The organism is Hydrogenophaga sp. (assembly GCF_050250835.1).
Taxonomy (GTDB): domain Bacteria; phylum Pseudomonadota; class Gammaproteobacteria; order Burkholderiales; family Burkholderiaceae_C; genus Hydrogenophaga.
Genome location: NZ_JBFWNX010000003.1, coordinates 161207 through 180084, shown reverse-complemented (window position 1 = coordinate 180084; position 18878 = coordinate 161207). Strand labels below are relative to the sequence as shown.

At 65.2% G+C, this 18878-nt stretch carries 17 protein-coding genes; 1 reads left to right on the top strand and 16 read right to left on the bottom strand.

Annotation, left to right across the window (positions count from 1 at the left end; all coding sequences use genetic code 11):
* Window positions 1–34: 34 nt before the first annotated feature.
* The 6 genes from AB7F11_RS05940 to AB7F11_RS05915 all read right to left on the bottom strand — a co-directional run bounded on the left by AB7F11_RS05940 (window position 35) and on the right by AB7F11_RS05915 (window position 7141).
* On the bottom strand, window positions 35–442 hold the full coding sequence (locus AB7F11_RS05940; protein ID WP_428291517.1) for a RidA family protein: 408 nt from the start codon (window positions 440–442) through the stop codon (window positions 35–37).
* Window positions 439–2115, bottom strand: a complete 1677-nt coding sequence (locus AB7F11_RS05935) for an AMP-binding protein (protein ID WP_428291519.1) — start codon at window positions 2113–2115, stop codon at window positions 439–441. Before AB7F11_RS05935 ends, AB7F11_RS05940 begins: the two co-directional genes overlap by 4 nt.
* 10 nt (window positions 2116–2125) lie before the next feature.
* Window positions 2126–3334, bottom strand: a complete 1209-nt coding sequence (locus AB7F11_RS05930; protein WP_428299916.1) for an acyl-CoA dehydrogenase family protein — start codon at window positions 3332–3334, stop codon at window positions 2126–2128.
* A 104-nt stretch (window positions 3335–3438) separates the two neighbouring features.
* Window positions 3439–4293, bottom strand: a complete 855-nt coding sequence (locus AB7F11_RS05925) for an enoyl-CoA hydratase family protein (RefSeq protein WP_428299904.1) — start codon at window positions 4291–4293, stop codon at window positions 3439–3441.
* Complete coding sequence (locus AB7F11_RS05920) at window positions 4290–4784, bottom strand: MarR family winged helix-turn-helix transcriptional regulator (RefSeq protein ID WP_428289281.1); 495 nt, start codon at window positions 4782–4784, stop codon at window positions 4290–4292. The genes AB7F11_RS05925 and AB7F11_RS05920 overlap by 4 nt, the downstream gene beginning before the upstream one ends.
* Window positions 4781–7141 carry a bifunctional salicylyl-CoA 5-hydroxylase/oxidoreductase gene (locus tag AB7F11_RS05915; protein WP_428289282.1) on the bottom strand — a complete coding sequence of 787 codons (2361 nt, stop codon included), beginning with the start codon at window positions 7139–7141 and terminating at the stop codon, window positions 4781–4783. The genes AB7F11_RS05920 and AB7F11_RS05915 overlap by 4 nt, the downstream gene beginning before the upstream one ends.
* Before the next feature lie 143 nt (window positions 7142–7284).
* Here AB7F11_RS05915 and AB7F11_RS05910 point away from each other — a divergent pair, with 143 nt between their 5' ends.
* Complete coding sequence (locus AB7F11_RS05910; RefSeq protein ID WP_428289283.1) at window positions 7285–7611, top strand: DUF1840 domain-containing protein; 327 nt, start codon at window positions 7285–7287, stop codon at window positions 7609–7611.
* 124 nt (window positions 7612–7735) lie between these two features.
* On the opposite strand, the gene AB7F11_RS05905 is transcribed toward AB7F11_RS05910, so the two are convergent.
* The 10 genes from AB7F11_RS05905 to AB7F11_RS05860 form a co-directional block, all read right to left on the bottom strand.
* Window positions 7736–8731: a Bug family tripartite tricarboxylate transporter substrate binding protein gene (locus AB7F11_RS05905; protein ID WP_428289284.1), complete on the bottom strand. Its 996-nt coding sequence runs from the start codon at window positions 8729–8731 to the stop codon at window positions 7736–7738.
* The gene (locus AB7F11_RS05900; protein WP_428289285.1) at window positions 8728–9090 is read right to left on the bottom strand and encodes a hypothetical protein; all 363 of its coding nucleotides are present in this window, start codon (window positions 9088–9090) and stop codon (window positions 8728–8730) included. The genes AB7F11_RS05905 and AB7F11_RS05900 overlap by 4 nt, the downstream gene beginning before the upstream one ends.
* Before the next feature lie 58 nt (window positions 9091–9148).
* A complete protein-coding gene (locus tag AB7F11_RS05895; RefSeq protein WP_428289286.1) occupies window positions 9149–10135 on the bottom strand; it encodes a tripartite tricarboxylate transporter substrate-binding protein in 987 nt (328 codons plus the stop codon).
* 102 nt (window positions 10136–10237) lie between these two features.
* Complete coding sequence (locus tag AB7F11_RS05890) at window positions 10238–11485, bottom strand: phenylacetate--CoA ligase family protein (protein ID WP_428289287.1); 1248 nt, start codon at window positions 11483–11485, stop codon at window positions 10238–10240.
* 32 nt (window positions 11486–11517) lie between these two features.
* Window positions 11518–12339 (bottom strand): ABC transporter ATP-binding protein, encoded by an 822-nt coding sequence (locus AB7F11_RS05885; RefSeq protein WP_428289288.1) that lies wholly within the window; start codon window positions 12337–12339, stop codon window positions 11518–11520.
* Window positions 12340–12428: 89 nt separating this feature from the next.
* Window positions 12429–13766 (bottom strand): ABC transporter substrate-binding protein, encoded by a 1338-nt coding sequence (locus tag AB7F11_RS05880; RefSeq protein ID WP_428289289.1) that lies wholly within the window; start codon window positions 13764–13766, stop codon window positions 12429–12431.
* Window positions 13767–13853: 87 nt separating this feature from the next.
* Window positions 13854–14930 carry a branched-chain amino acid ABC transporter permease gene (locus AB7F11_RS05875; protein WP_428289290.1) on the bottom strand — a complete coding sequence of 359 codons (1077 nt, stop codon included), beginning with the start codon at window positions 14928–14930 and terminating at the stop codon, window positions 13854–13856.
* Window positions 14931–14942: 12 nt separating this feature from the next.
* Window positions 14943–15872, bottom strand: coding sequence for a branched-chain amino acid ABC transporter permease (locus tag AB7F11_RS05870; RefSeq protein ID WP_428289291.1), 930 nt, complete (start codon window positions 15870–15872; stop codon window positions 14943–14945).
* Window positions 15873–15884: 12 nt separating this feature from the next.
* The gene (locus tag AB7F11_RS05865; RefSeq protein WP_428289292.1) at window positions 15885–16682 is read right to left on the bottom strand and encodes an ABC transporter ATP-binding protein; all 798 of its coding nucleotides are present in this window, start codon (window positions 16680–16682) and stop codon (window positions 15885–15887) included.
* 118 nt (window positions 16683–16800) lie between these two features.
* Entirely contained in the window at window positions 16801–18747 is a 1947-nt protein-coding gene (locus tag AB7F11_RS05860) for an AMP-dependent synthetase/ligase (protein WP_428289293.1), read from the bottom strand.
* Window positions 18748–18878 lie beyond the last annotated feature (131 nt).

The following is an 18878-nucleotide window of genomic DNA, read 5'->3' as shown; positions in this document are numbered from 1 at the left end:
TGGTGCAAAAGCCGTGGGAGCAACCCGGGTGCGCTTAAGTTCCGGGATCGTCCGGCACCACGGCGGTGACCTCGATCTCCACCTTGGCGCGGGCTTCCACCAGCGCGCTGACTTCCACGCAGGTCATGGCCGGGAAGTTCCGGCCCATCACCTCCCGGTAGACCTCGCCGAGCTCGCGCAGGCGCGCGTTGTATTCCACGCGGTCGATGATGTACCAGGTCATGCGCACCATGTGCCCGGGCGCGGCTTCGGCGCAGGCCAGCACCTCGCGCACATTGAGCAGGGCCTGGCGTGTCTGCGCGATGAAGTCGTCGCTTTCGAACACCTGCGCGCCGTTCCAGCCGATCTGGCCACCGACGAACACCTGGGTGCCGCGCGCCGCAATGCCGTTGGCATAGCCCTTGGGAGCCGTCCAGCCGGCAGGTTGGAGGTGTTTCATCATGTCGTGGGGTTCCTGGATGGGGTTTGCATCGCCTGCTGGCGCAGCGCGAAGCGTTGCAGCTTGCCGGTCTCGGTGCGCGGAAGCTGAGAGACAAACACCACGTCGCGCGGGTATTTGTAGGGCGCCAGTGTCTGCTTCACGTGGTCCTGCAAGGCCTTGACGAGCGGCGCACCAGCGGCCTCGCCGGGTTTGAGCACCACGTAGGCCAGCACGACCTGGCCGCGCTCGTCGTCCGGGCGGCCGACCACGCCACACTCGGCCACCGCAGGGTGTTGCAACAGGGCGGCTTCCACCTCCGGGCCAGCCACGTTGTAACCGGCGGTGATGATCATGTCGTCGGTGCGCGCCTGGTAGAAGAAATAGCCGTCGGCATCCTGGCTGAAGGCGTCGCCGGGGTAGTTCCAGCCGGCCTTGACGTACTGCGTCTGGCGCGGCTCGTCGAGGTACTTGCAGCCGGTCGGGCCGATCACGGCGAGCTTGCCCACCTGGCCACGCGGCAGCTCCTGGCCATCCTCGCCCACCACGCGGGCCTCGTAGCCCGGCACCACCCGACCAATGGCACCGCGCCGCACCGATTCGGGTGGCGAGGAGATGAAGATGTGAAACATCTCGGTGGCTCCGATGCCATCGAGCATTTCAAGCCCGGTCGCCTGTTTCCAGAGCTGTCGCGTGGCGTCGGGCAGGCCCTCGCCTGCGCTCACGCTGATGCGCAGCTTGCCAATGCCGTGCTGCTGCGCGAACGCGGCCATCTGCCGGTAGAACGTGGGCGCCGTGTAGCAGATGGTGGCGCCCACGCGGCCGATGAGTTGCACCATGGCCTCGGGCGTGTAGGGAATGGACGGGAAGTACACCGAGGCGCCGGCCCACATGGGAAAGACCAGCAGGCCACCCAGGCCGAAGGTGAAGGCCAGCGGGGGCGAGCCCATGACGATGTCGTCGGGCGTGGCGCGCAGCACGTGGCGCGGCCAGGTCTCGCAGGCGGCGAGCACATCGCGGTGCGTGTGCACGGCGGCCTTGGGCGTGCCGGTGGTGCCTGAGGTGAATGCCAGCAGGGCGATGTCGGTCGCGGCGGTGGGGCATGGCGTGCTGTGTTCGCACTGGCGTGCCGCCATCTTCTCCAGGGAATGCGGCACCTCGGCGCCCCCGGTGTTGAACACCAGCAGCTTCAGACCAGCCGTGGCGGCGTCGGCAGCGAGCGCGGCCTTGAGTTCGTCCTGCAGTTTCACATCGCACAGGGCCGCGGCCGGCTGCGCCTTGGCAATGATGGCAGCGAGTTCCTTCGCTCGCAGCAGCGGCATGGTGGCCACTGCGACCAGGCCCGCCTGCACCGTGGCCAGCCATGCGAGCGCCATGGCCACCGAGTTGCCGCCGCGCAGCAGCACCCGGTTGCCGGGCACCAGCCCAAGGTCCACCGTGAGCACGTTGGCAATGCGGTTCACTTCCGATTGCGCCTGTGCGTAGCTCAGCGTGCGTTCGTCGCTGCGAAGCAATGGCCGCCCCGCATGACCGGCTTGCTGCGCCCGCTGGAACAATGCCTGCACCGCATTGACCTGTGCGGGCATCTCCAGCTCGGGCCGGTCGAAGCGCAACTCGGGCCACTGCTCGGGTGGCGGCAGGTGGTCGTGGACAAACTGATCGGGCTGGGCGCTGGGAACGGTGCTCTTCATCGACATCTCCCGAGGATCACGAGCCATGGCTGCGCAGCGCCTGTTTGCCGAGGATGAGCAACTGCACTTCGCTCGCGCCTTCGTAGATGCGCAGCGAGCGGATGTCGCGGTACAGGCTCTCGATCTTCTGGCCCACCTGCACGCCCCGCCCACCGAACATCTGCAAGGCCATGTCGATCACGCGTTGCGCGTTTTCGGTGGCGCTCAGCTTGGCACTGGCCGCTGCGGCGGTGTAGGCGGGCGTGCCAGCGCCGCTGGTGGGGCTGCAGTCGCGCTGCCAGGCGGCGCGGTAGGTGAGCAGGGCGGCGGCGTCGACAAGCGCACTCATCTCACCCAGCTTCGCCTGCGTGAGCTGGAAGTCGGCCAACGTCTGCCCGAACATCTTGCGGTGCTTCGCGTGTGCCACCGCCTCGGCCAGCGCTCGTCGGGCCATGCCCAGCGCGGCGGCAGCCACCGAGGCGCGAAAGATGTCAAGAGTCTGCATCGCCAGCTTGAAGCCGCCGTGCAAGGGACCGAGCAGCGCATCGCTGCCCAGGCCGCAAGCCGTGAAGCGCAGGGTGGCCAACGGGTGCGGCGCCATCACATGAATGTGTTCGCGGCTGTCCAGGCCAGGTTCGCGCGCGTCGACGATGAAGGCGCTGATGCCGCGTGCGCCCGCGTTCGCGTCGGTCTTGGCGAACACGACGTAGAAGTCGGCCAGGTCGCCGTTGCTGATCCAGGTCTTGGTGCCCTCCAGCGTCCAGCCCTTTGCGGCCGGTGTGGCGCGCGTGGCCATGGCGGCCACGTCGGAGCCGGCTTCGGGCTCGCTGAGGGCAAAGGCGGCAATCTTGCGGCCCGTGGCCACGGCGCCCAGGTACTTGGCTCGCTGCTCGGGCGTACCCGCCAGCGTGATGGCGCCGCTGCCCAGGCCCTGCATGGCGAAAGCGAAATCGGCCAGGGGTGAGTGGAAGGCGAGTGTCTCGCGAAGGATCACCAGCGAGCGCGAATCGAGCGCGGGCAAGGCACCGCCATGCTCGGCGCTGACGCAGTACCGCAGCCAGCCATCCTGGCCCAGGCGCGCCACCCAGTCCTTGCAGGCAGTCCGGTCGTCGGTTTCGTCCACGCGCTGCAGCGCTGCCCAGCTGGCCAGGCGCGGCGCCATCTCGCGGTGGTGCGAGTCGAAGAACGGCAGTTCCCACTGCGCTTGCGGCGGGTGCATGCCGTGGGGGTGTTCGAAGGCGACCATGTCAGAGGTATCCATTCCCGTTCACCCTGAGCTTGTCGAAGGGTGCTTGCGATGTGGGCTGGAGGGGCTTCGACAGGCTCAGCCCGAACAGAAACTGCTTCATCTCAATCACCTTCAAACACCGGGCGCTGCTTCGCCGCGAACGCTTCATAGGCGCGCCTGAAGTCCTGCGTCTGCATGCAGATGGCCTGTGCCTGTGCCTCGGCCTCAATGGCCTGGTCCAGCGTCATGGCCCATTCCTGGTGCAGCATGGTCTTGGTCATGCCGTGCGCGAAGGTGGGGCCTTGCGCGAGTTGGGCGGCGAGCTTGTGCGCAGCAGGCAGCAGCGCTGGGCTGTCGTGCAGCGCATTGAAGAAACCCCAGGCGTGCCCTTCCTGTGCGTTCATGGCGCGGCCAGTGAACAGCAGTTCGCTGGCGCGACCCTGGCCGATCATGCGCGGCAGCAGGGCGCAGGCACCCATGTCGGCGCCGGCCAGGCCGACGCGGGTGAACAGGAAGGCGGTGTGGGTCTTTGGTGTGCCCAGGCGCAGATCGGAGGCCAGCGCCATCATGGCGCCCGCACCCGCACACACGCCGTCGATGGCGGCCACGATGGGCTGCGGGCAGGCGCGCATGGCGCTGACCAGGGCGCCCGTCATGCGGGTGAAGGCCAGCAGTTCGGGCATGGTCATCTTCGTGAGAGGGCCGATGATCTCGTGAACGTCCCCACCCGAGCAGAAGTTGTCGCCTGCGCCGGTGAGCACCACGGCGCGGATGTCGGTGGCCTTCTGCAAACCCAGGAACCAGTCGCGCAGCTCGGCGTAAGAGTCAAACGTGAGCGGGTTCTTTCGCTCGGGACGGTTGAGCGTGACCGTGGCCACGCCGTCCTGCACGTGCAAGGCGAAGTGGCTGGGCGACTTCGCCGCCATCGGGCCATATTGGCCATGCATCGGGTTGTGGTCGGGGATCGGGTGCTTCATTCGTCGAGTTTCCGGTTGAGTTCGAGTTGGTGCTGCTTGACCTTGCCCAGCAGCCGGTGCAGGCTGTCCAGGTCGCGTGCGCTCAGGCCTTCGAAAGCGTCAACGATCCATTGTTCGTGCTGTTCGGCCATTTCGACAAAGCTGGCGCGGCCTCGGTCGGTCAGTCGCACACGAAAGGCGCGGCGGTCGCCATCGACCCCTGTGCGTTCCACCAGGCCTTCGGTCACGAGCTGGTCGGTGATGCCGGTGACGTTCCCGCCCGTGACCATCAGCCGGTGCGAGAGCTCCTTCATCTTCAGGCCTTCGGGGTGGCGTTCGAGCTGGGCCATGAGGTCGAAGCGCGGCAGCGTGGTGTCGAACTGTTCGCGCAGGCAGGCGCGCACGCGCTTCTCGATCAGCTGCGAACAGGTCAGCAATCGAAGCCACAGGCGGAGTTCCTGGGCGTGCTCACTGTGGGCGCGGGCTTCAAGGTCGAGAGACGAGGCGTTCATGGGGTGCTGGCGCTGAGCGCTTGTTGGCGTGCGATTTCCCGGTAAAGCTGGTCGCGCCCACTCTCGTAGGGGCGTGGCCATTCGATCGCACGGGTCTGGAGCCTGGCCGCCTCGTGCAAGGTCCAGGCCGGGTCGGCCAGGTGCGGACGGGCCACGGCGCACAGGTCGGCGCGGCCGGCGGCGATGATGCTGTTGGCGTGGTCGGCCTCGCTGATGGCGCCCACCGCCATGGTGAGGATGCCGGCCTCGTTGCGCACGCGGTCGGCGAACGGTGTCTGGTACATACGGCCATAGACCGGTCTGGCCTGGCGCGTCGTCTGTCCGGAAGACACGTCGATCACGTCGCAGCCAGCGGCCTTGAACAGGCGGGCCATCGCCACCGCGTCGTCGGGCGTGTTGCCGCCGGGCGCCCAGTCGTGCGCGGAAATGCGCACACTGAATGGTCGGTCGGCTGGCCAGGCCGCGCGCATGGCGGCAAACACCTCCAGCGGGTAGCGGCAACGGTTCTCCAGCGAGCCGCCGTAGTCGTCGGTGCGCAGGTTGGTCAGTGGGCAGATGAAGGCCGAGAGCAGGTAGCCGTGTGCGCAATGCAGTTCAAGCCAGTCGAAGCCGGCTTCGGCTGCGCGACGGGTCGATGCCACGAAAGCGGCGGTGAGGGCGTCCATGTCGGCGCGCGTCATCGCACGGGGCACCTGATTCTGCTCGCCATAGGCCACGGTGCTGGCCGAAATCAACGGCCAGTTGCCGCTCGCCAGGGGTTCGTCGATCTGGTCCCAGCCCAGCTGCGTGGAGCCCTTGGCGCCGCTGTGGCCGAGTTGCAGGCCGATCTTCGCGCTGCTGCTGCCGTGCACGAAATCCACGATGCGCTGGAAGCCTGCCTGTTGTGCGTCGTTCCACAGACCTGGGCAGCCGGGCGTGATGCGGCCTTCGGGCGTGGGGCTGGTCATCTCCACCATCACCAGCGCTGCGCCGCCCAGGGCTCGCGCACCCAGGTGCACCAGGTGGTAGTCGCCGGCCACGCCATCGACCGCGCTGTACTGCGCCATGGGCGAAACCACAATGCGGTTCTTGAGCGTGAGGCTGCGCACCGTGAGCGGCAGCAGCATGGGTGGTGTGGGGTGTTTCCTGACCGGTTTGCCTGGTTCGGCCTGAGTCTGTAGCCACGCCTCATAGCCTTCCAGCCACCTCGCGTCTCGAAGTCGCAAGTTTTCATGGCTGATGCGCTGGCTGCGCGTGAGCAGCGAGTACGCGAACTGCTCGACCTCCATGCCGGTGTAGCGGTCCACGTTCTCGAACCACTCGGTAGAGTTGCGCGCGGCGTTCTGGATCTTGAGCACCTCGACGCTGCGGCGCGCTTCGTAGCCGCTGAGCACCGCGGCCACGTCGGCATTGGCGTGGCGCGCGAACTCGTCCGCCAGGTCGATCGCGTCTTCCAGCGCCAGCTTGGTGCCACTGCCGATGGAGAAGTGCGCGGTGTGCGCGGCGTCGCCCATGAGCACGATGGGGGTCTGGCGACCTGCCATGTCGGTCCAGTGCACCCACGTGTTGCAGATCACGCGCGGAAAACGAATCCAGATCGCCGAGCCACGCAGGTGCGAGGCATTGCTGATGAGACGGTGGTTGTCGAGCCAGGGCGCGAACAGCTTCTCGCAGAATGCCACGCCGTCTGCCTGGCTCATCTGGTCGATGCCATGCGCTTTCCAGACTTCCTCCGGCGTCTCGACGATGAAGGTGGAGGTCTCGCCGTCGAACTTGTAGGCGTGTGCCTGGAACCAGCCATGTTCGGTCTGCACGAAAGCGAAGGTGAAGGCGTCGAAGGTCTTTTTCGTCCCGAGCCAGACGAAGCGGCACTGGCGCGTGTCGATGTCGGGCTGGAAGGTGTCGGCGTAGCGTGTGCGGATGCGGCTGTTGAGTCCGTCGCTGGCGATCACAAGATCGGCCTGGTACTGCGCCGCCAGTGCCTGGTCGTCGGTCACGTCGGTCTCGAACACCAGATCCACACCCAGCGCCAGACAGCGTTCCTGCAGGATGTTGAGCAGTCGCTTGCGGCCGATGCCGCAGAATCCGTGGCCTCCCGAACGCACGCGCCGACCCTTGAAGAACACGTCGATGTCGTCCCAGTGGTTGAAGGCTTCGCCGATCAGCGCCGCCGACTCCGGGTCGGCCACGCGCAGGTTGCCCAGCGTCTGGTCGGAGAGCACAACGCCCCAGCCGAAGGTGTCGAACGGGCGGTTGCGCTCCACCACGGTGACGGCGAGTGTCGGGTCGCGCCGCTTCATCAGCAGAGCGAAGTACAGCCCCGCCGGGCCGCCGCCGATACACAGGATGCGCTGGAGTGCCGGTGGGGATGTGTTCATGCCTAATTAGTTTAGACTTGAAATATATCGAGCCAACCGGGGAAACCCTAGGCTCCCGTCCTTGATTCCGGGTGTTGGTGGGGCAGCGCCCCGCGTCGGTGCTATGGTGCTGAATTCCATCAGCGTTTCAAAGGAGGTCGCCCATGTCCGTCTACCGATTCAAGTCCCGCGAAACGGGCGAACTGGTGATGCTGGAGCCACACGCCAAACGACTGCTCCAGATCCTGGGCAAGGACCCTTCGGGCCCGGGCGTTGTTCTGCCCGATCAAATGGCGTCGGCGGTGGAGGCGCTGCGCACCGCCGCAGTGGAAGAGGATGCCTTTCGCAAGCGCCTGAGGGAAGAGGCGCAGGCCCGTGGCGAGCCTGCACCCGACTTCGACCCCGTCAGCCTGCGCATGCGTTCCACGCCGTTCATCGAGATGCTGCAGCGCGCCGAAAAAGCCGGCGTGGAAGTCGTTTGGGGCGTCTGAAGGCTTCAGGGCCTGTTCACACTATGTTTCCTACCCCATTCCCTCCGGGTTGAGGCCAAAAAGGCCTTGCGCATGGCCCTTTTGATCCGCAACGCATCTATCTTGAAATTGGCGTGAACAGGCCCTAGTCCACGCGAGCGCCTGAAGCCTTCACCACCGCCGCCCACTTCACGATCTCGTCGTTGATGAGTCTGGTGAATTCCTGCGGCGTGTTGCCGCCGGGAATGGCGCCCTGGGCGAGCAGCCTCTCCTTCACGGCGGGCAGGCCCAGCGCCTTGGCCGATTCCTGTTGCAGGCGGCTCACCACGTCCGGCGGCGTGCCGGCTGGAGCCAGCAGGCCGAACCAGGAGCTGGCCTCGAAGCCGGGCAGGTTGCCGGCTTCGGCCACCGTGGGCACATCGGGCAGGGCGGCCGAGCGCACTGCGCTGGTCACCGCGAAGGCCTTGAGGCTGCCGGCCTGGATGTGCGGCATCGCCGAAGGCAGGTTGTCGAACATCACATCCATCGAGCCGGCCAGCATGTCCGCCATGGCGGGCCCCGAGCCCCGGTAGGGAATGTGCGTCATGAAGATCCCGTTGCGCGACTTGAACAACTCGCCTGCCAGGTGGATGGAGGTGCCGTTGCCACTGGAGGCCATGTTGAGCTTGCCCGGGTTGGCCTTGGCGTACTTCACGAAGTCGGCCACGCTGTTGATGCCCAGCGCCTGTGCCCGCTTGGTGTTCATCACCATCACGTTGGGCACGCCAGCCACCAGCGTGATCGGCGCGAAATCCTTCTGTGGGTCATAAGGCAGCTTGGCGTAAAGCGACTTGTTGATGCCGTGCGTGCCGACGGTGCCCATGAGCAGCGTGTAGCCGTCAGGAGGCGATTTGGCCACCAGCTCGGCGCCGATGTTGCCACCCGCGCCGGCCCGGTTGTCCACCACAAAGCTCTGCCCGAACACCTTGGTGAGCTCGGGCGCCAGGACGCGGGCCAGGATGTCGGTGGTGCCACCGGGTGCGAACGGCACGACGATGCGCACCGGTTTGCCCGGCCAGCCTGCCTGCGCAGCGGCCAGGCCGGGGAGGACGGCTGCGGCGACGCCGAGGACGACGATGGTGCGGCGGGTGAAGTTGTTCATGTGTGTCTCCTGCTGAGTTGGTCGATCTGCGGCTGCAAGGGCTCGTGAGCGCGAATGCCCAGCGCCTGTGCCTCGTCATTGGCGCAGCTCACCACGCCATCGTCCAATGTACTGGCGGCCTGTCCGATGCGCGCACTCCTGTGCGACACCGCACAGGCCGCCAGACCATGCGACTGCAACAGGGCGAGTCCCGCAATGCCCGCTTCGTCCAGTCCGATCCCGGCGTCGTTGAACACCGAAAGCAGGGGCCGCACCGCCAGCGCGTAGCGTGCCGAGCTCAAACCCCCATGCGAACCGCTCAAAGCGATGCAGCCCGCATCAGCGGGCTGCAGTTCGGTGATCGAGTCAATGACCCTCACCGAAATCACGTGTCGCCCCTTGCCGGGTGGCGCAAAGCGCCGCAGGGGGTGGACCCAATCAATCTGCAAATTGGCCAGCGGCGTCGATCGCGCCCTTGAGCTTGGCGATCTGGTCGGCCACATACGCCTTGTGGCCAGCGGGCGTGACGCGGTTGTCCTTCACCACGAGGGCACCCAGGGCTTCCTGGCGCTTGATGAACTCGGGGTCCTTGAGCGCGACCTGGAGTGCATCGTTGATCTTCTTGGTGACATCGGCCGGCGTGCCTTTGGGCGCATACAGGGCGTGCCAGATGGTCAGGTCAAAGCCCTTGAGGCCCATTTCCTGCAACGAAGGGTAATCCTTGAGCAGCTTGTGCCCGGACAGCGGCTTCGCGGTGGTGACCGCGAACGCCTTCACGCGGCCGGCTTCGATCTGGCTGGTGGTGTTGGTGGTCTGGTCGCACATCACGTCGACCTGTCCGCCAACGAGGTCGTTCATGGCCGGGCCGGTGCCACGGTAGGCGATGGTGGTCAGCGACTTGTCCAGCTTGACGGCCGACTGCCACATGAGGCCGCACAGGTGGGACGCCGAACCCAGGCCGGCGTGGGCGAGGTTGAGCTTGCCGCCGTTGGCGCGGATGTAGGCCTCGAAATCGCGGTAGGTGTTGGCCGGCAGCTTGGGCGAGCCCAGCAGCGTCATGGGCACGTCGTTGATCATGCCGAGGAACTCGAAGTCATCCAGCGGCTTGAACTGTTGCTTGCGATACAGGCTGGTGGTGGCTGCCATGCCGATGTGCCAGACCAGCAGCGTGTAGCCGTCGGCAGGGGCACGCGCAACCTTGGTGGCGGCAATGGTGCCGCCTGCGCCAGCGGCGTTCTCCACCACGATGTTGGCGTCGCCCAGTGGCTTGCGCATGGCTTCGGCGAGTTGGCGAGCCACCAGATCGGTCGGGCCACCGGCAGCAAACGGCACCACGAAGGTGATGGGCTTGTTGGGAAATGCCTGCGCAAAAGCGCCGGAGGACACGGCGGCCGTGAGTGCCGCGAGGGCAAGAATCTTCTTCATCTGGAGCTCCAAGGGTTGATCAACTCTGGGATGTTAGTCCTTGTGTCCAAGTCGGAAATCGCGGTAATTACTTAGCTCTTGGCAGGGGAAAACCCTCGCTCCTCACTGGTAGCTGCGGGCGTCTTCGATCACCTTGCCGTCGTTGGGCAAGCTGCCCGGCTGCACCAGCTGGACCTGCGCGCGCAGCTTGGTGATGTCGCGCACCGCAGACTCGATGCGCTCGGCCAGGTCGTCGTGCGCGCCGCTGGCCTCCACCTGCAGGCACATCTGGTCGTTGGCCATCTCGCCGCTCACCACGAGGCGCGCTTTCTGCACCTGCGGAAAGCGTCGGGCAATGTCGGCCACCTGCGAGGGGTGCACGAACATGCCGCGCACCTTGGTGGTCTGGTCCGCGCGCCCCATCCAGCCCTTGATGCGCGGCGCGGTGCGCCCGGTGGGGCACGCGCCGGGCAGCACGGCCGAGAGGTCGCCCGTACCGAAGCGGATGAGAGGGTAGGCCGGGTTGAGCGTGGTCACCACCAGTTCGCCCACCTCGCCCTCGGCCACCGGATCGCCGGTGCCCGGGCGCACGATCTCCACGATCACCCCCTCGTCCACCACCAGCCCTTCGCGGGCGGAGGTCTCATAAGCCACCAGGCCCAGGTCGGCGGTGGCGTAGGTCTGGTACACCGCCACGCCCTGCTCGGCAAACCAGGCCGTCAGGCTGGGCGGACACGCCTCCCCGCCGACCGAAGCCTTGCGAATGCTGGAGACACCCACGCCCGCCTCGGCGGCCTTCTCGAGCAGGATGCGCAGGAAGCTCGGCGTGCCGGTGTAGGCATCCGGGCGCAGTTCAGCAATGGCTTGCAGCTGTTGTTCGGTTTGCCCGGTGCCGGCCGGGAACACGGTGCAGCCCACCGCGTGCGCGCCCGATTCGAGGATGAACGCGCCCGGGGTCATGTGGTAGCTGAAAGCGTTGTGCACCAGCTCGCCTGAACGAAAGCCCGCCGCAAACAGGGCACGTCCGGCACGCCAGTAGTCGCGCGTGGCACCCTCGGGTTCGTAGATCGGGCCGGGCGAGGCAAAGATGCGCGTCATCTGCGGACCGCGCACCAGGCTGGAGAACCCACCAAACGGATCGCTGGCGCGCAGCGCCTTCTGCCGTTCGAGCAACTCGCCCTTGCGCGTGACAGGCAGGCGCGCGAGCGCCGCACGGCTGGTGATCGAAGAGGCGTCGACCCCGCGCAGGATCTCGGCAAAGGCCGTACTGCCCGTTTGCGCGTGCGCCACCTGAGCGGCCAGCGCAGCCATCTGCCCGGCCTCGCGTTGTTCCGGCTTTCGGGTTTCCAGGGCGTCAAAAAATTCGTTCATGGCGTTGTGCAGCGTTGGGAATTGAAGCGAGATCAGGCCAGCCAGCGCTTGCGCCGCTTGTAGCTCTTGACGTCCTTGAACGACTTGCGCTCGCCACCGCCCATGCCCAGGTAGAACTCCTTCACGTCCTCGTTGTTGCGCAGGTCACTGGCCAGGCCGTCCATGACGATGCGCCCCGACTCCATGATGTAGCCGTAGTCGGCGTACTTCAGCGCCATGTTGGTGTTCTGCTCGGCCAGCAGGAAAGTGACCTTCTCCTTCTGGTTGAGGTCCTTCACGATCTCAAACACCTCTTCAACGATCTGCGGCGCCAGTCCCATGGAGGGCTCATCCAGCAGCATCACGCTGGGGTTGGTCATCAGCGCCCGGCCAATCGCGCACATCTGCTGCTCGCCGCCCGAGGTATAGGCGGCCTGGCTGGTGCGCCTCGTCTTCAGGCGCGGAAAGTAGTTGTAGACCTTCTCCAGGTTGGCTGCCACCTCGCCTTTGTCCTTGCGCGTGTAGGAGCCGGTGAGCAGGTTTTCTTCAATGGTCAGGTGGGCGAAGCAGTGGCGGCCCTCCATCACCTGCACCACGCCGCGCTGCACCAGGTCGGCCGGCGTGAGGTTCTCAATGCGTTCGCCCCGCAGCTCGATGCTGCCCTTGGTGACTTCGCCGCGCTCGGCCTTGAGCAAGTTGGAGATGGCCCGCAGCGTCGTCGTCTTGCCCGCCCCGTTGCCTCCCAGCACCGCCGCGATCTTGCCCTCGGGCACATTGAGCGAAACGCCCTTGAGCACCAGGATCACATGGTTGTAGATGACCTCGATGCCGTTGACGTTGAGGACGTTGGTGGTGGTGCTCGCTGGGGTGGTCATGGGAGTGTCCTGTGTGGCCAATTCAAAGACCTGCGCGCAGCCGGTCTTTGAATTGGCGGCTCTTGCGAGCCGCCAGGTTCAGTCGGAGATCAAGACTGGCAGTCGGCGCCGGTGCGACGGGTCAGTTTTTTCTCGGCCGCGTACTTGTCGGCCGCTGCCTTGACCATCGGACGGATGATCTGCTCATCGCCTTGCAGCCAGTCGGAGGTCCACTCGAACTTGCTGCCGTTCCAGGTGTGTACGCGGGCCCAGGAGGCGCCCATGTGGTCCTGGCAGCTGGTGGAGATCGGGCGCATCACACCCTTGAAGCCCAGCGCGTCGAGCTTGGCTTGCGTGAGGTTCAGGTTCTCGTAACCCCAGCGAGCCTGCTCACCCGTCATGACCTTGCCCTTGCCATAGCGGTCCTGCGCGGCGCGCACGCCCTCCACCGCCAGCATGGCGGCCTGCAGACCGCGCATGTACAGCACCTGGCCAACTTCTTCCTTCGGTCCCGTGCCCTGGCCCTTGCCGTGCACCTTGCTCAGGATTTCCTTGACCACGGCCGCATTCGGCTCGGCGCCGTGCTGCATCATGATGGCGTTGTAGCCCTTGGCGCCCGCGCCCACGTCTTTCACGTCCGGCTCGGCACCCGCCCACCACACGCCATACATCTTCTCGCGCGGGTAGCCGGTGGCCTGCGCTTCCTTCAACGCGGTGGAGTTCATCACGCCCCAGCCCCAGTTGAGCACGTAGTCCGGGCGGTCGCGGCGAATCTGCAGCCAGGTGGCTTTCTGCTCCACACCGGGGTGCGTCACCGGCAGCAGGCTCAGCGAGAAGCCGTGCATGGCGGCGCGCTCCTGCAGCAGCGGGATCGGCTCTTTGCCGAACGGGCTGTCGTGGTAGACCAGCGCGATCTTCTTGCCCTTGAGCTTGTCCACACCGCCCTCCTTTTTGGCGATGTGCTGGATCAGCGTGTCGGCGGCCACCCAGTAAGTGCCCGAGAGCGGGAAGTTCCACTTGAACACGCCACCATCGGCCGACTCGCTGCGGCCGTAGCCGGCGGTGATCAGCGGGATCTTGTCGCCCGGGGCCTTTTCGGTCAGCGCAAACGTGATGCCGGTGGAAAGTGGCTGGAACACCGTGGCACCACCATTCTTGCCCTTCAGGCGCTCGTAGCACTCGACACCTCGATCGGTGGCGTAGCCGGTCTCGCACTCTTCAAACGACACCTTCACGCCGTTGATACCGCCACGCTCGTTCACCAGCTTGAGGTAGTCCACGTAACCGTTGGCAAATGGCACACCGTTGGGCGCGTAGGCGCCCGTGCGGTACACCAGCACGGGGAAAAACTGTTCCTTGGCTTGCGCCATGGCGCTCGGTGCCACCAGAGCGGCGGACACGCCGGCGCAGGCGATGGACACGGACAGAACAAGATTTCGCAGCTTCATTTCGTAGTCTCCTGATAAGAATCAAACACACAGACCCACACAAACACCATGACCCTTGGACGTCGGACGGCCTGCGCCGTTCCGAACTCAGTGCGGAAAGGGCCAGAGCCGCAACTTCTGTTTGGCAATACTCCAGAGCTTGGCCAGACCGTGGGGTTCCACGATCAGGAACCAGACGATGAGCGCGCCGAAAATCATGAACTCGGTGTGCGAGACGGCGGCGGTGGAGATCTCCACGCCGACGAGTGAGCCCACCGCGGGCAGGAACTGGTTGAGGAAGATGGGCAGAACCACGATGAAGGCTGCACCGAAGAAGCTGCCCATGATCGATCCCATGCCGCCGATGATCACCATGAAGAGCAACTGGAAGCTGCGGTCGATGGAGAAAGCCGCAGGCTCCCAGGAGCCCAGGTGCACAAAGCCCCACAGGCCGCCGGCCACGCCGACGATGAAACTGCTCACGGCAAAGGCGCTGAGCTTGGCGTACATCGGGCGGATGCCGATCACCGAAGCAGCGACGTCCATGTCGCGGATGGCCATCCACTCGCGGCCGATGGCCGATCGCACGAGGTTCTTGGCCAGCAGCGCAAACACCACCAGAAAGCCCAGGCAGAACAGGTACTTGTCCATCGGAGTGTTGATGGTCCAGCCCAGCACCGAGAGGTTGGAGACCGAGACCGAACCCGAGGCGGTGTTGTTGGTGAACCAGCCGATGCGCAGGAACGCCCAGTCGCAGAAGAACTGCGCGGCCAGCGTGGCCACCGCGAGGTAGAGGCCTTTCACACGCAGGCTGGGGATGCCAAAGAAGATGCCCACCAGGGTGGCGAAGAAGCCGCCCGACAGCAGGGCAATGATCACCGGCATGCCGTCGATTCGCACGTAGGTGTTGTAGGCCATGTACGCGCCCACCGCCATGAAGGCGCCCGAGCCCAGGCTGATCTGACCGCAGTAGCCCACGAGGATGTTCACGCCGAGCGCGGCCAGCGCCAGGATCAGGAAGGGAATGAGGATGGCGCGAAACATGTACTCGTCGACCAGCAGCGGAACGCCGATGAAGGCAAACGCGATGAAGGCGAGGATGACCCACCGGTCCTGCGCGATCGGGAAGATCTGCTGGTCGGCGCTGTAGGAGGTCTTGAACTGACCGTTTTCTCTGTAGAACATGGTCGAAATTCCTTAGACGCGATCAATGATCTTTTCGCCGAACAAGCCCTGCGGCCTGAAGAGCAAGAAGACAAGAGCCAGCACATACGCAAACCAGATCTCGATGCCGCCGCCCACATAGGGGCCGAGGAAGACCTCGGAGAGCTTCTCGCCCACGCCGATGATCAGGCCGCCGATGATGGCGCCGGGCACCGAGGTGAGGCCGCCCAGGATGATCACCGGCAGGGCGCGCAGGGCCACGGTGGTCAACGAAAACTGCACACCCAGCTTGGAGCCCCAGATGATCCCGGCCACCAGCGCGGTGACGCCCGCCACGAACCACACGATGACCCAGATGCGGTTGAGCGGAATGCCGATCGACTGCGCAGCCTGGTGGTCGTCGGCCACCGCACGCAGCGCACGTCCGGTGGAAGTCTTCTGGAAGAACAGCGAGAGCGCGGCCACCAGCAAGGCCGCTACACAGGCCGCGTACACATCTTCCAGGTTGACCAGAACACCGCCTTCAAAGACGCCGTCAAACAGGAAGATCGGATCCTTGGGCATGCCCACGTCGATCTGGTAGATGTCCGAGCCGAAAATGGTCTGGCCCAGGCCGTCGAGGAAATAGGTGATGCCCAGCGTGGCCATCAGCAGCGTCACGCCTTCCTGGTTGACCAGGTGGCGCAGCACCAGGCGCTCGATCAGCAAGGCCAGCACGAACATGAGCACGCCGGCCATGAGAAAGGCGATCAGGTTGCCCAGGAACTTGTCCTCGATGCCCAGCAAGCCCGGCACCCAGCCGGAGAAGCGCGCCATGGCGAGTGCTGCGAACAGCACCATGGCGCCCTGGGCGAAGTTGAAAACCCCTGAGGCCTTGTAGATGAGCACGAAGCCCAGCGCCACCAGCGAATACAGCATGCCGGCCATGAGGCCGCCAAGAAGAGCTTCAAGAAAGAATGCCATGGTGTTTCTCGATCAATGACTCGTGCCAAGGTAGGCGCTGATGACTTCTTCGTTGTTGCGCACCTCATCGGGCGTGCCGTCACCGATCTTCTTGCCGTAGTCGAGCACCACCACGCGGTCGGAGATGTCCATCACCACGCCCATGTCGTGCTCGATCAGCACGATGGTGGTCCCGAACTCGTCGTTCACATCGAGGATGAAGCGGCTCATGTCCTGCTTCTCCTCCACATTCATGCCCGCCATGGGTTCGTCCAGCAGCAGCACCTGCGGCTCCATGGCGAGAGCCCGGCCGAGGTCCACGCGTTTCTGCAGACCGTAGGGCAGGGTGCCCACGGGTGTCTTGCGAAAGGCCTGGATCTCCAGGAAGTCGATGATGTGTTCGACGAACTCGCGGTGCTGTTCTTCTTCCTTCTGCGCGCCGCCGAAGCCGAAGGGGTTGCGAAACGCCTGTGCAAACAGGTTGCTCCTGATGCGCAGGTTGCGCCCGGTCATGAGGTTGTCGATCACGCTCATGCCCTTGAAGAGCGCGAGGTTCTGGAAGGTGCGCGCGATGCCCATCTCGGCCACCTGGCGGCTGTTCATGTGCTTGAAGGTCTGGCCCCGGAAGCTGATCGAGCCTTCCTGCGGCTGGTACACGCCGTTGATGCAGTTGAGCATGGAGCTCTTGCCCGCGCCGTTGGGCCCGATGATGGCGCGCACCTCGTGTTCGCGCACGTTGAAGCTGATGTCGGTAAGCGCCTTGACGCCTCCAAAGCGCAAGCTGATGTTGTGCACGTCGAGGATGACGTCGCCGATTTTCTTTTCGCTCATGCGAATCTCCGTTCGCCCTGAGCCTGTCGAAGGGTTCTTGCGATGTTGGCTTGGAAGGGCTTCGATCCTTCGACAGGCTCTGGACAGGCCAGGCTCAGCCCGAAAGGGGTGTGGTGGTTCATGCGGCTGCCCTCACGGGGGAGAACACCTTGGCGTCCTGGATCTTCAGCGTGGCGCTGACCGAACCGGTGCGCCCATCCTCGAACTTCACCTGGGTCTCGATGTATTGCTCGGTCTTGCCGCCGTAGAGCGCGTCCACCAGCACGTTGTAGCGGTCGGCGATGAAGCCACGGCGGACCTTGTTGGTGCGTGTGAGTTCGCCGTCGTCGGCGTCCAGTTCCTTGTGCAGCACCAGAAAGCGGCTGATCTGGCTGCCCGCGAGCAACTCGTCGCGGCTGAGGTCGGCATTCACTTTTTCCACGCACTCGCGAATGAGTTCGTACACCTCCGGCTTTTGCGCCAGGTCGGTGTAGCCCGCATACGGCAGGTTGCGCCGCTCGGCCCAGTTGCCCACGGCATCGAAGTCGATGTTGATCAGCACGCAGACCTTCTCACGCTGGTCGCCGTAGGCCACGGCTTCCTTGATGTGCGAGAAAAACTTGAGCTTGTTCTCCACGTACTTGGGCGCGAACATCGCGCCGTCGAACGCACCGCCCTTCAGGCGGCCCACGTCCTTCACGCGGTCAATGATCTTCAGGTGTCCCGAGGCGTCGATGAAGCCGGCATCGCTGGTGTGGTACCAGCCGTCGGCCGTGAGCACTTCGGCGGTGGCTTGCGGATTCTTGTAGTAACCCTTGAGCAGACCCGGCGACTTCACCAGGATCTCGCCGCTCTCGGAGAGCTTGATCTCCACGCCCTCGCAAGGAACCCCCACTGTGTCGGCGCGCGCCTCGTTGTCGGGCTGCAGGCAGACAAACACAGCGGTTTCGGTGGAGCCGTAGAGCTGCTTCAGGTTGATGCCGATGGAGCGGTAGAAACTGAAGAGGTCGGGCCCGATGGCCTCGCCGGCGGTGTAGGCCACGCGCACGCGGCTCATGCCGAGGTTGTTGCGCAACGGGCCGTACACCAGTGCATCGCCCACGGCGTACCAGAGTCGATCGAACAGGCCCATGGGCTTGCCGTCCATGCGGTCCGGGCCGACCCGGCGCGCCAGGTTCATGAAGTGGTGGAACATGCCGCGTTTGATGGCGCCCGCGTCTTCCATGCGGATCATCACGCTGGTGAGCAGGCCTTCGAAAACGCGCGGCGGCGCGAAGTAGTAGGTCGGGCCCACTTCTTTCAGGTCGATCGTCACGGTCGCTGCGGACTCGGGACAATTCACCACGAATCCGCAAGCCAGCCACTGCGAGTAGCTGAAGATGTTCTGCCCGACCCAGGCCGGTGGCAGGTAGGCCAGCACCTCTTCGTCGGCCGTGAGCCTGTCGAATTTCGCGCCCACGCTGGCGCGGTCGATCAGCGTGTTGTGCGTGTGCACCACGCCCTTGGGGTTGCCGGTGGTGCCACTGGTGAAGAACATGGCGGCCACGTCGTCGGGCTGGCCCAGTGCCACCTGATCCCTGAAGAGCTCGGGGTGCGCCTTCGCATGGGCCTGACCGGCCGCCACCAGTTCCTCCATGCCACCCAGGCCGGGCTGGTCGTAGTTGCGCAGGCCCCGCGGGTCGTCGTAGTAGATGTGGGAGAGTTGCGGGCAGCTCTCCCGGATCTCCAGCATCTTGTCCACCTGCTCCTGGTCTTCCACCACCGCGAAACGCACTTCGGCGTTGTTGATCGGGAAGACGCATTCGGTGCCCACCGCGTCCTGGTAGAGCGGCACGGGAATCGCGCCCAGCGCCTGGGCCGCCAGCATGGTGGCGTACAGGCGAGGGCGATTCGCGCCGATCACCACCATGTGCTCGCCGCGCCGCAGCCCTGCCTGGTGAAGACCGCAAGCCAGGGCTTCCACCAGCGCCGCCATCTGCGCCCACGTCGTCGTCTGCCAGATGCCGTATTCCTTCTCGCGCATGGCCGCCGCCTGTGGGCGGCGTTGCGCGTGGTCCAGCAACAGCCGGGGGAAAGTCGTTTGCATGCATGTCTCCTGTGGCAGGTGAGCGGTGGGTGTCCTGTGGAATGCGCAAGGCACGCCGTTCACTGTTTTGCGGATGGTAGGTCTTCGTTTGACGTTATGTTGTCGGTCCGACGACAATTGCGGGTCTCCCC

Bases quoted from the DNA above. Each gene is read 5' to 3' on its own strand.
- AB7F11_RS05940 (WP_428291517.1), bottom strand. From the start codon at position 442: ATGATGAAACACCTCCAACCTGCCGGCTGGACGGCTCCCAAGGGCTAT.
- AB7F11_RS05935 (WP_428291519.1), bottom strand. From the start codon at position 2,115: ATGTCGATGAAGAGCACCGTTCCCAGCGCCCAGCCCGATCAGTTTGTC.
- AB7F11_RS05930 (WP_428299916.1), bottom strand. From the start codon at position 3,334: ATGGTCGCCTTCGAACACCCCCACGGCATGCACCCGCCGCAAGCGCAG.
- AB7F11_RS05925 (WP_428299904.1), bottom strand. From the start codon at position 4,293: ATGAAGCACCCGATCCCCGACCACAACCCGATGCATGGCCAATATGGC.
- AB7F11_RS05920 (WP_428289281.1), bottom strand. From the start codon at position 4,784: ATGAACGCCTCGTCTCTCGACCTTGAAGCCCGCGCCCACAGTGAGCAC.
- AB7F11_RS05915 (WP_428289282.1), bottom strand. From the start codon at position 7,141: ATGAACACATCCCCACCGGCACTCCAGCGCATCCTGTGTATCGGCGGC.
- AB7F11_RS05910 (WP_428289283.1), top strand. From the start codon at position 7,285: ATGTCCGTCTACCGATTCAAGTCCCGCGAAACGGGCGAACTGGTGATG.
- AB7F11_RS05905 (WP_428289284.1), bottom strand. From the start codon at position 8,731: ATGAACAACTTCACCCGCCGCACCATCGTCGTCCTCGGCGTCGCCGCA.
- AB7F11_RS05895 (WP_428289286.1), bottom strand. From the start codon at position 10,135: ATGAAGAAGATTCTTGCCCTCGCGGCACTCACGGCCGCCGTGTCCTCC.
- AB7F11_RS05890 (WP_428289287.1), bottom strand. From the start codon at position 11,485: ATGAACGAATTTTTTGACGCCCTGGAAACCCGAAAGCCGGAACAACGC.
- AB7F11_RS05885 (WP_428289288.1), bottom strand. From the start codon at position 12,339: ATGACCACCCCAGCGAGCACCACCACCAACGTCCTCAACGTCAACGGC.
- AB7F11_RS05880 (WP_428289289.1), bottom strand. From the start codon at position 13,766: ATGAAGCTGCGAAATCTTGTTCTGTCCGTGTCCATCGCCTGCGCCGGC.
- AB7F11_RS05875 (WP_428289290.1), bottom strand. From the start codon at position 14,930: ATGTTCTACAGAGAAAACGGTCAGTTCAAGACCTCCTACAGCGCCGAC.
- AB7F11_RS05870 (WP_428289291.1), bottom strand. From the start codon at position 15,872: ATGGCATTCTTTCTTGAAGCTCTTCTTGGCGGCCTCATGGCCGGCATG.
- AB7F11_RS05865 (WP_428289292.1), bottom strand. From the start codon at position 16,682: ATGAGCGAAAAGAAAATCGGCGACGTCATCCTCGACGTGCACAACATC.
- AB7F11_RS05860 (WP_428289293.1), bottom strand. From the start codon at position 18,747: ATGCAAACGACTTTCCCCCGGCTGTTGCTGGACCACGCGCAACGCCGC.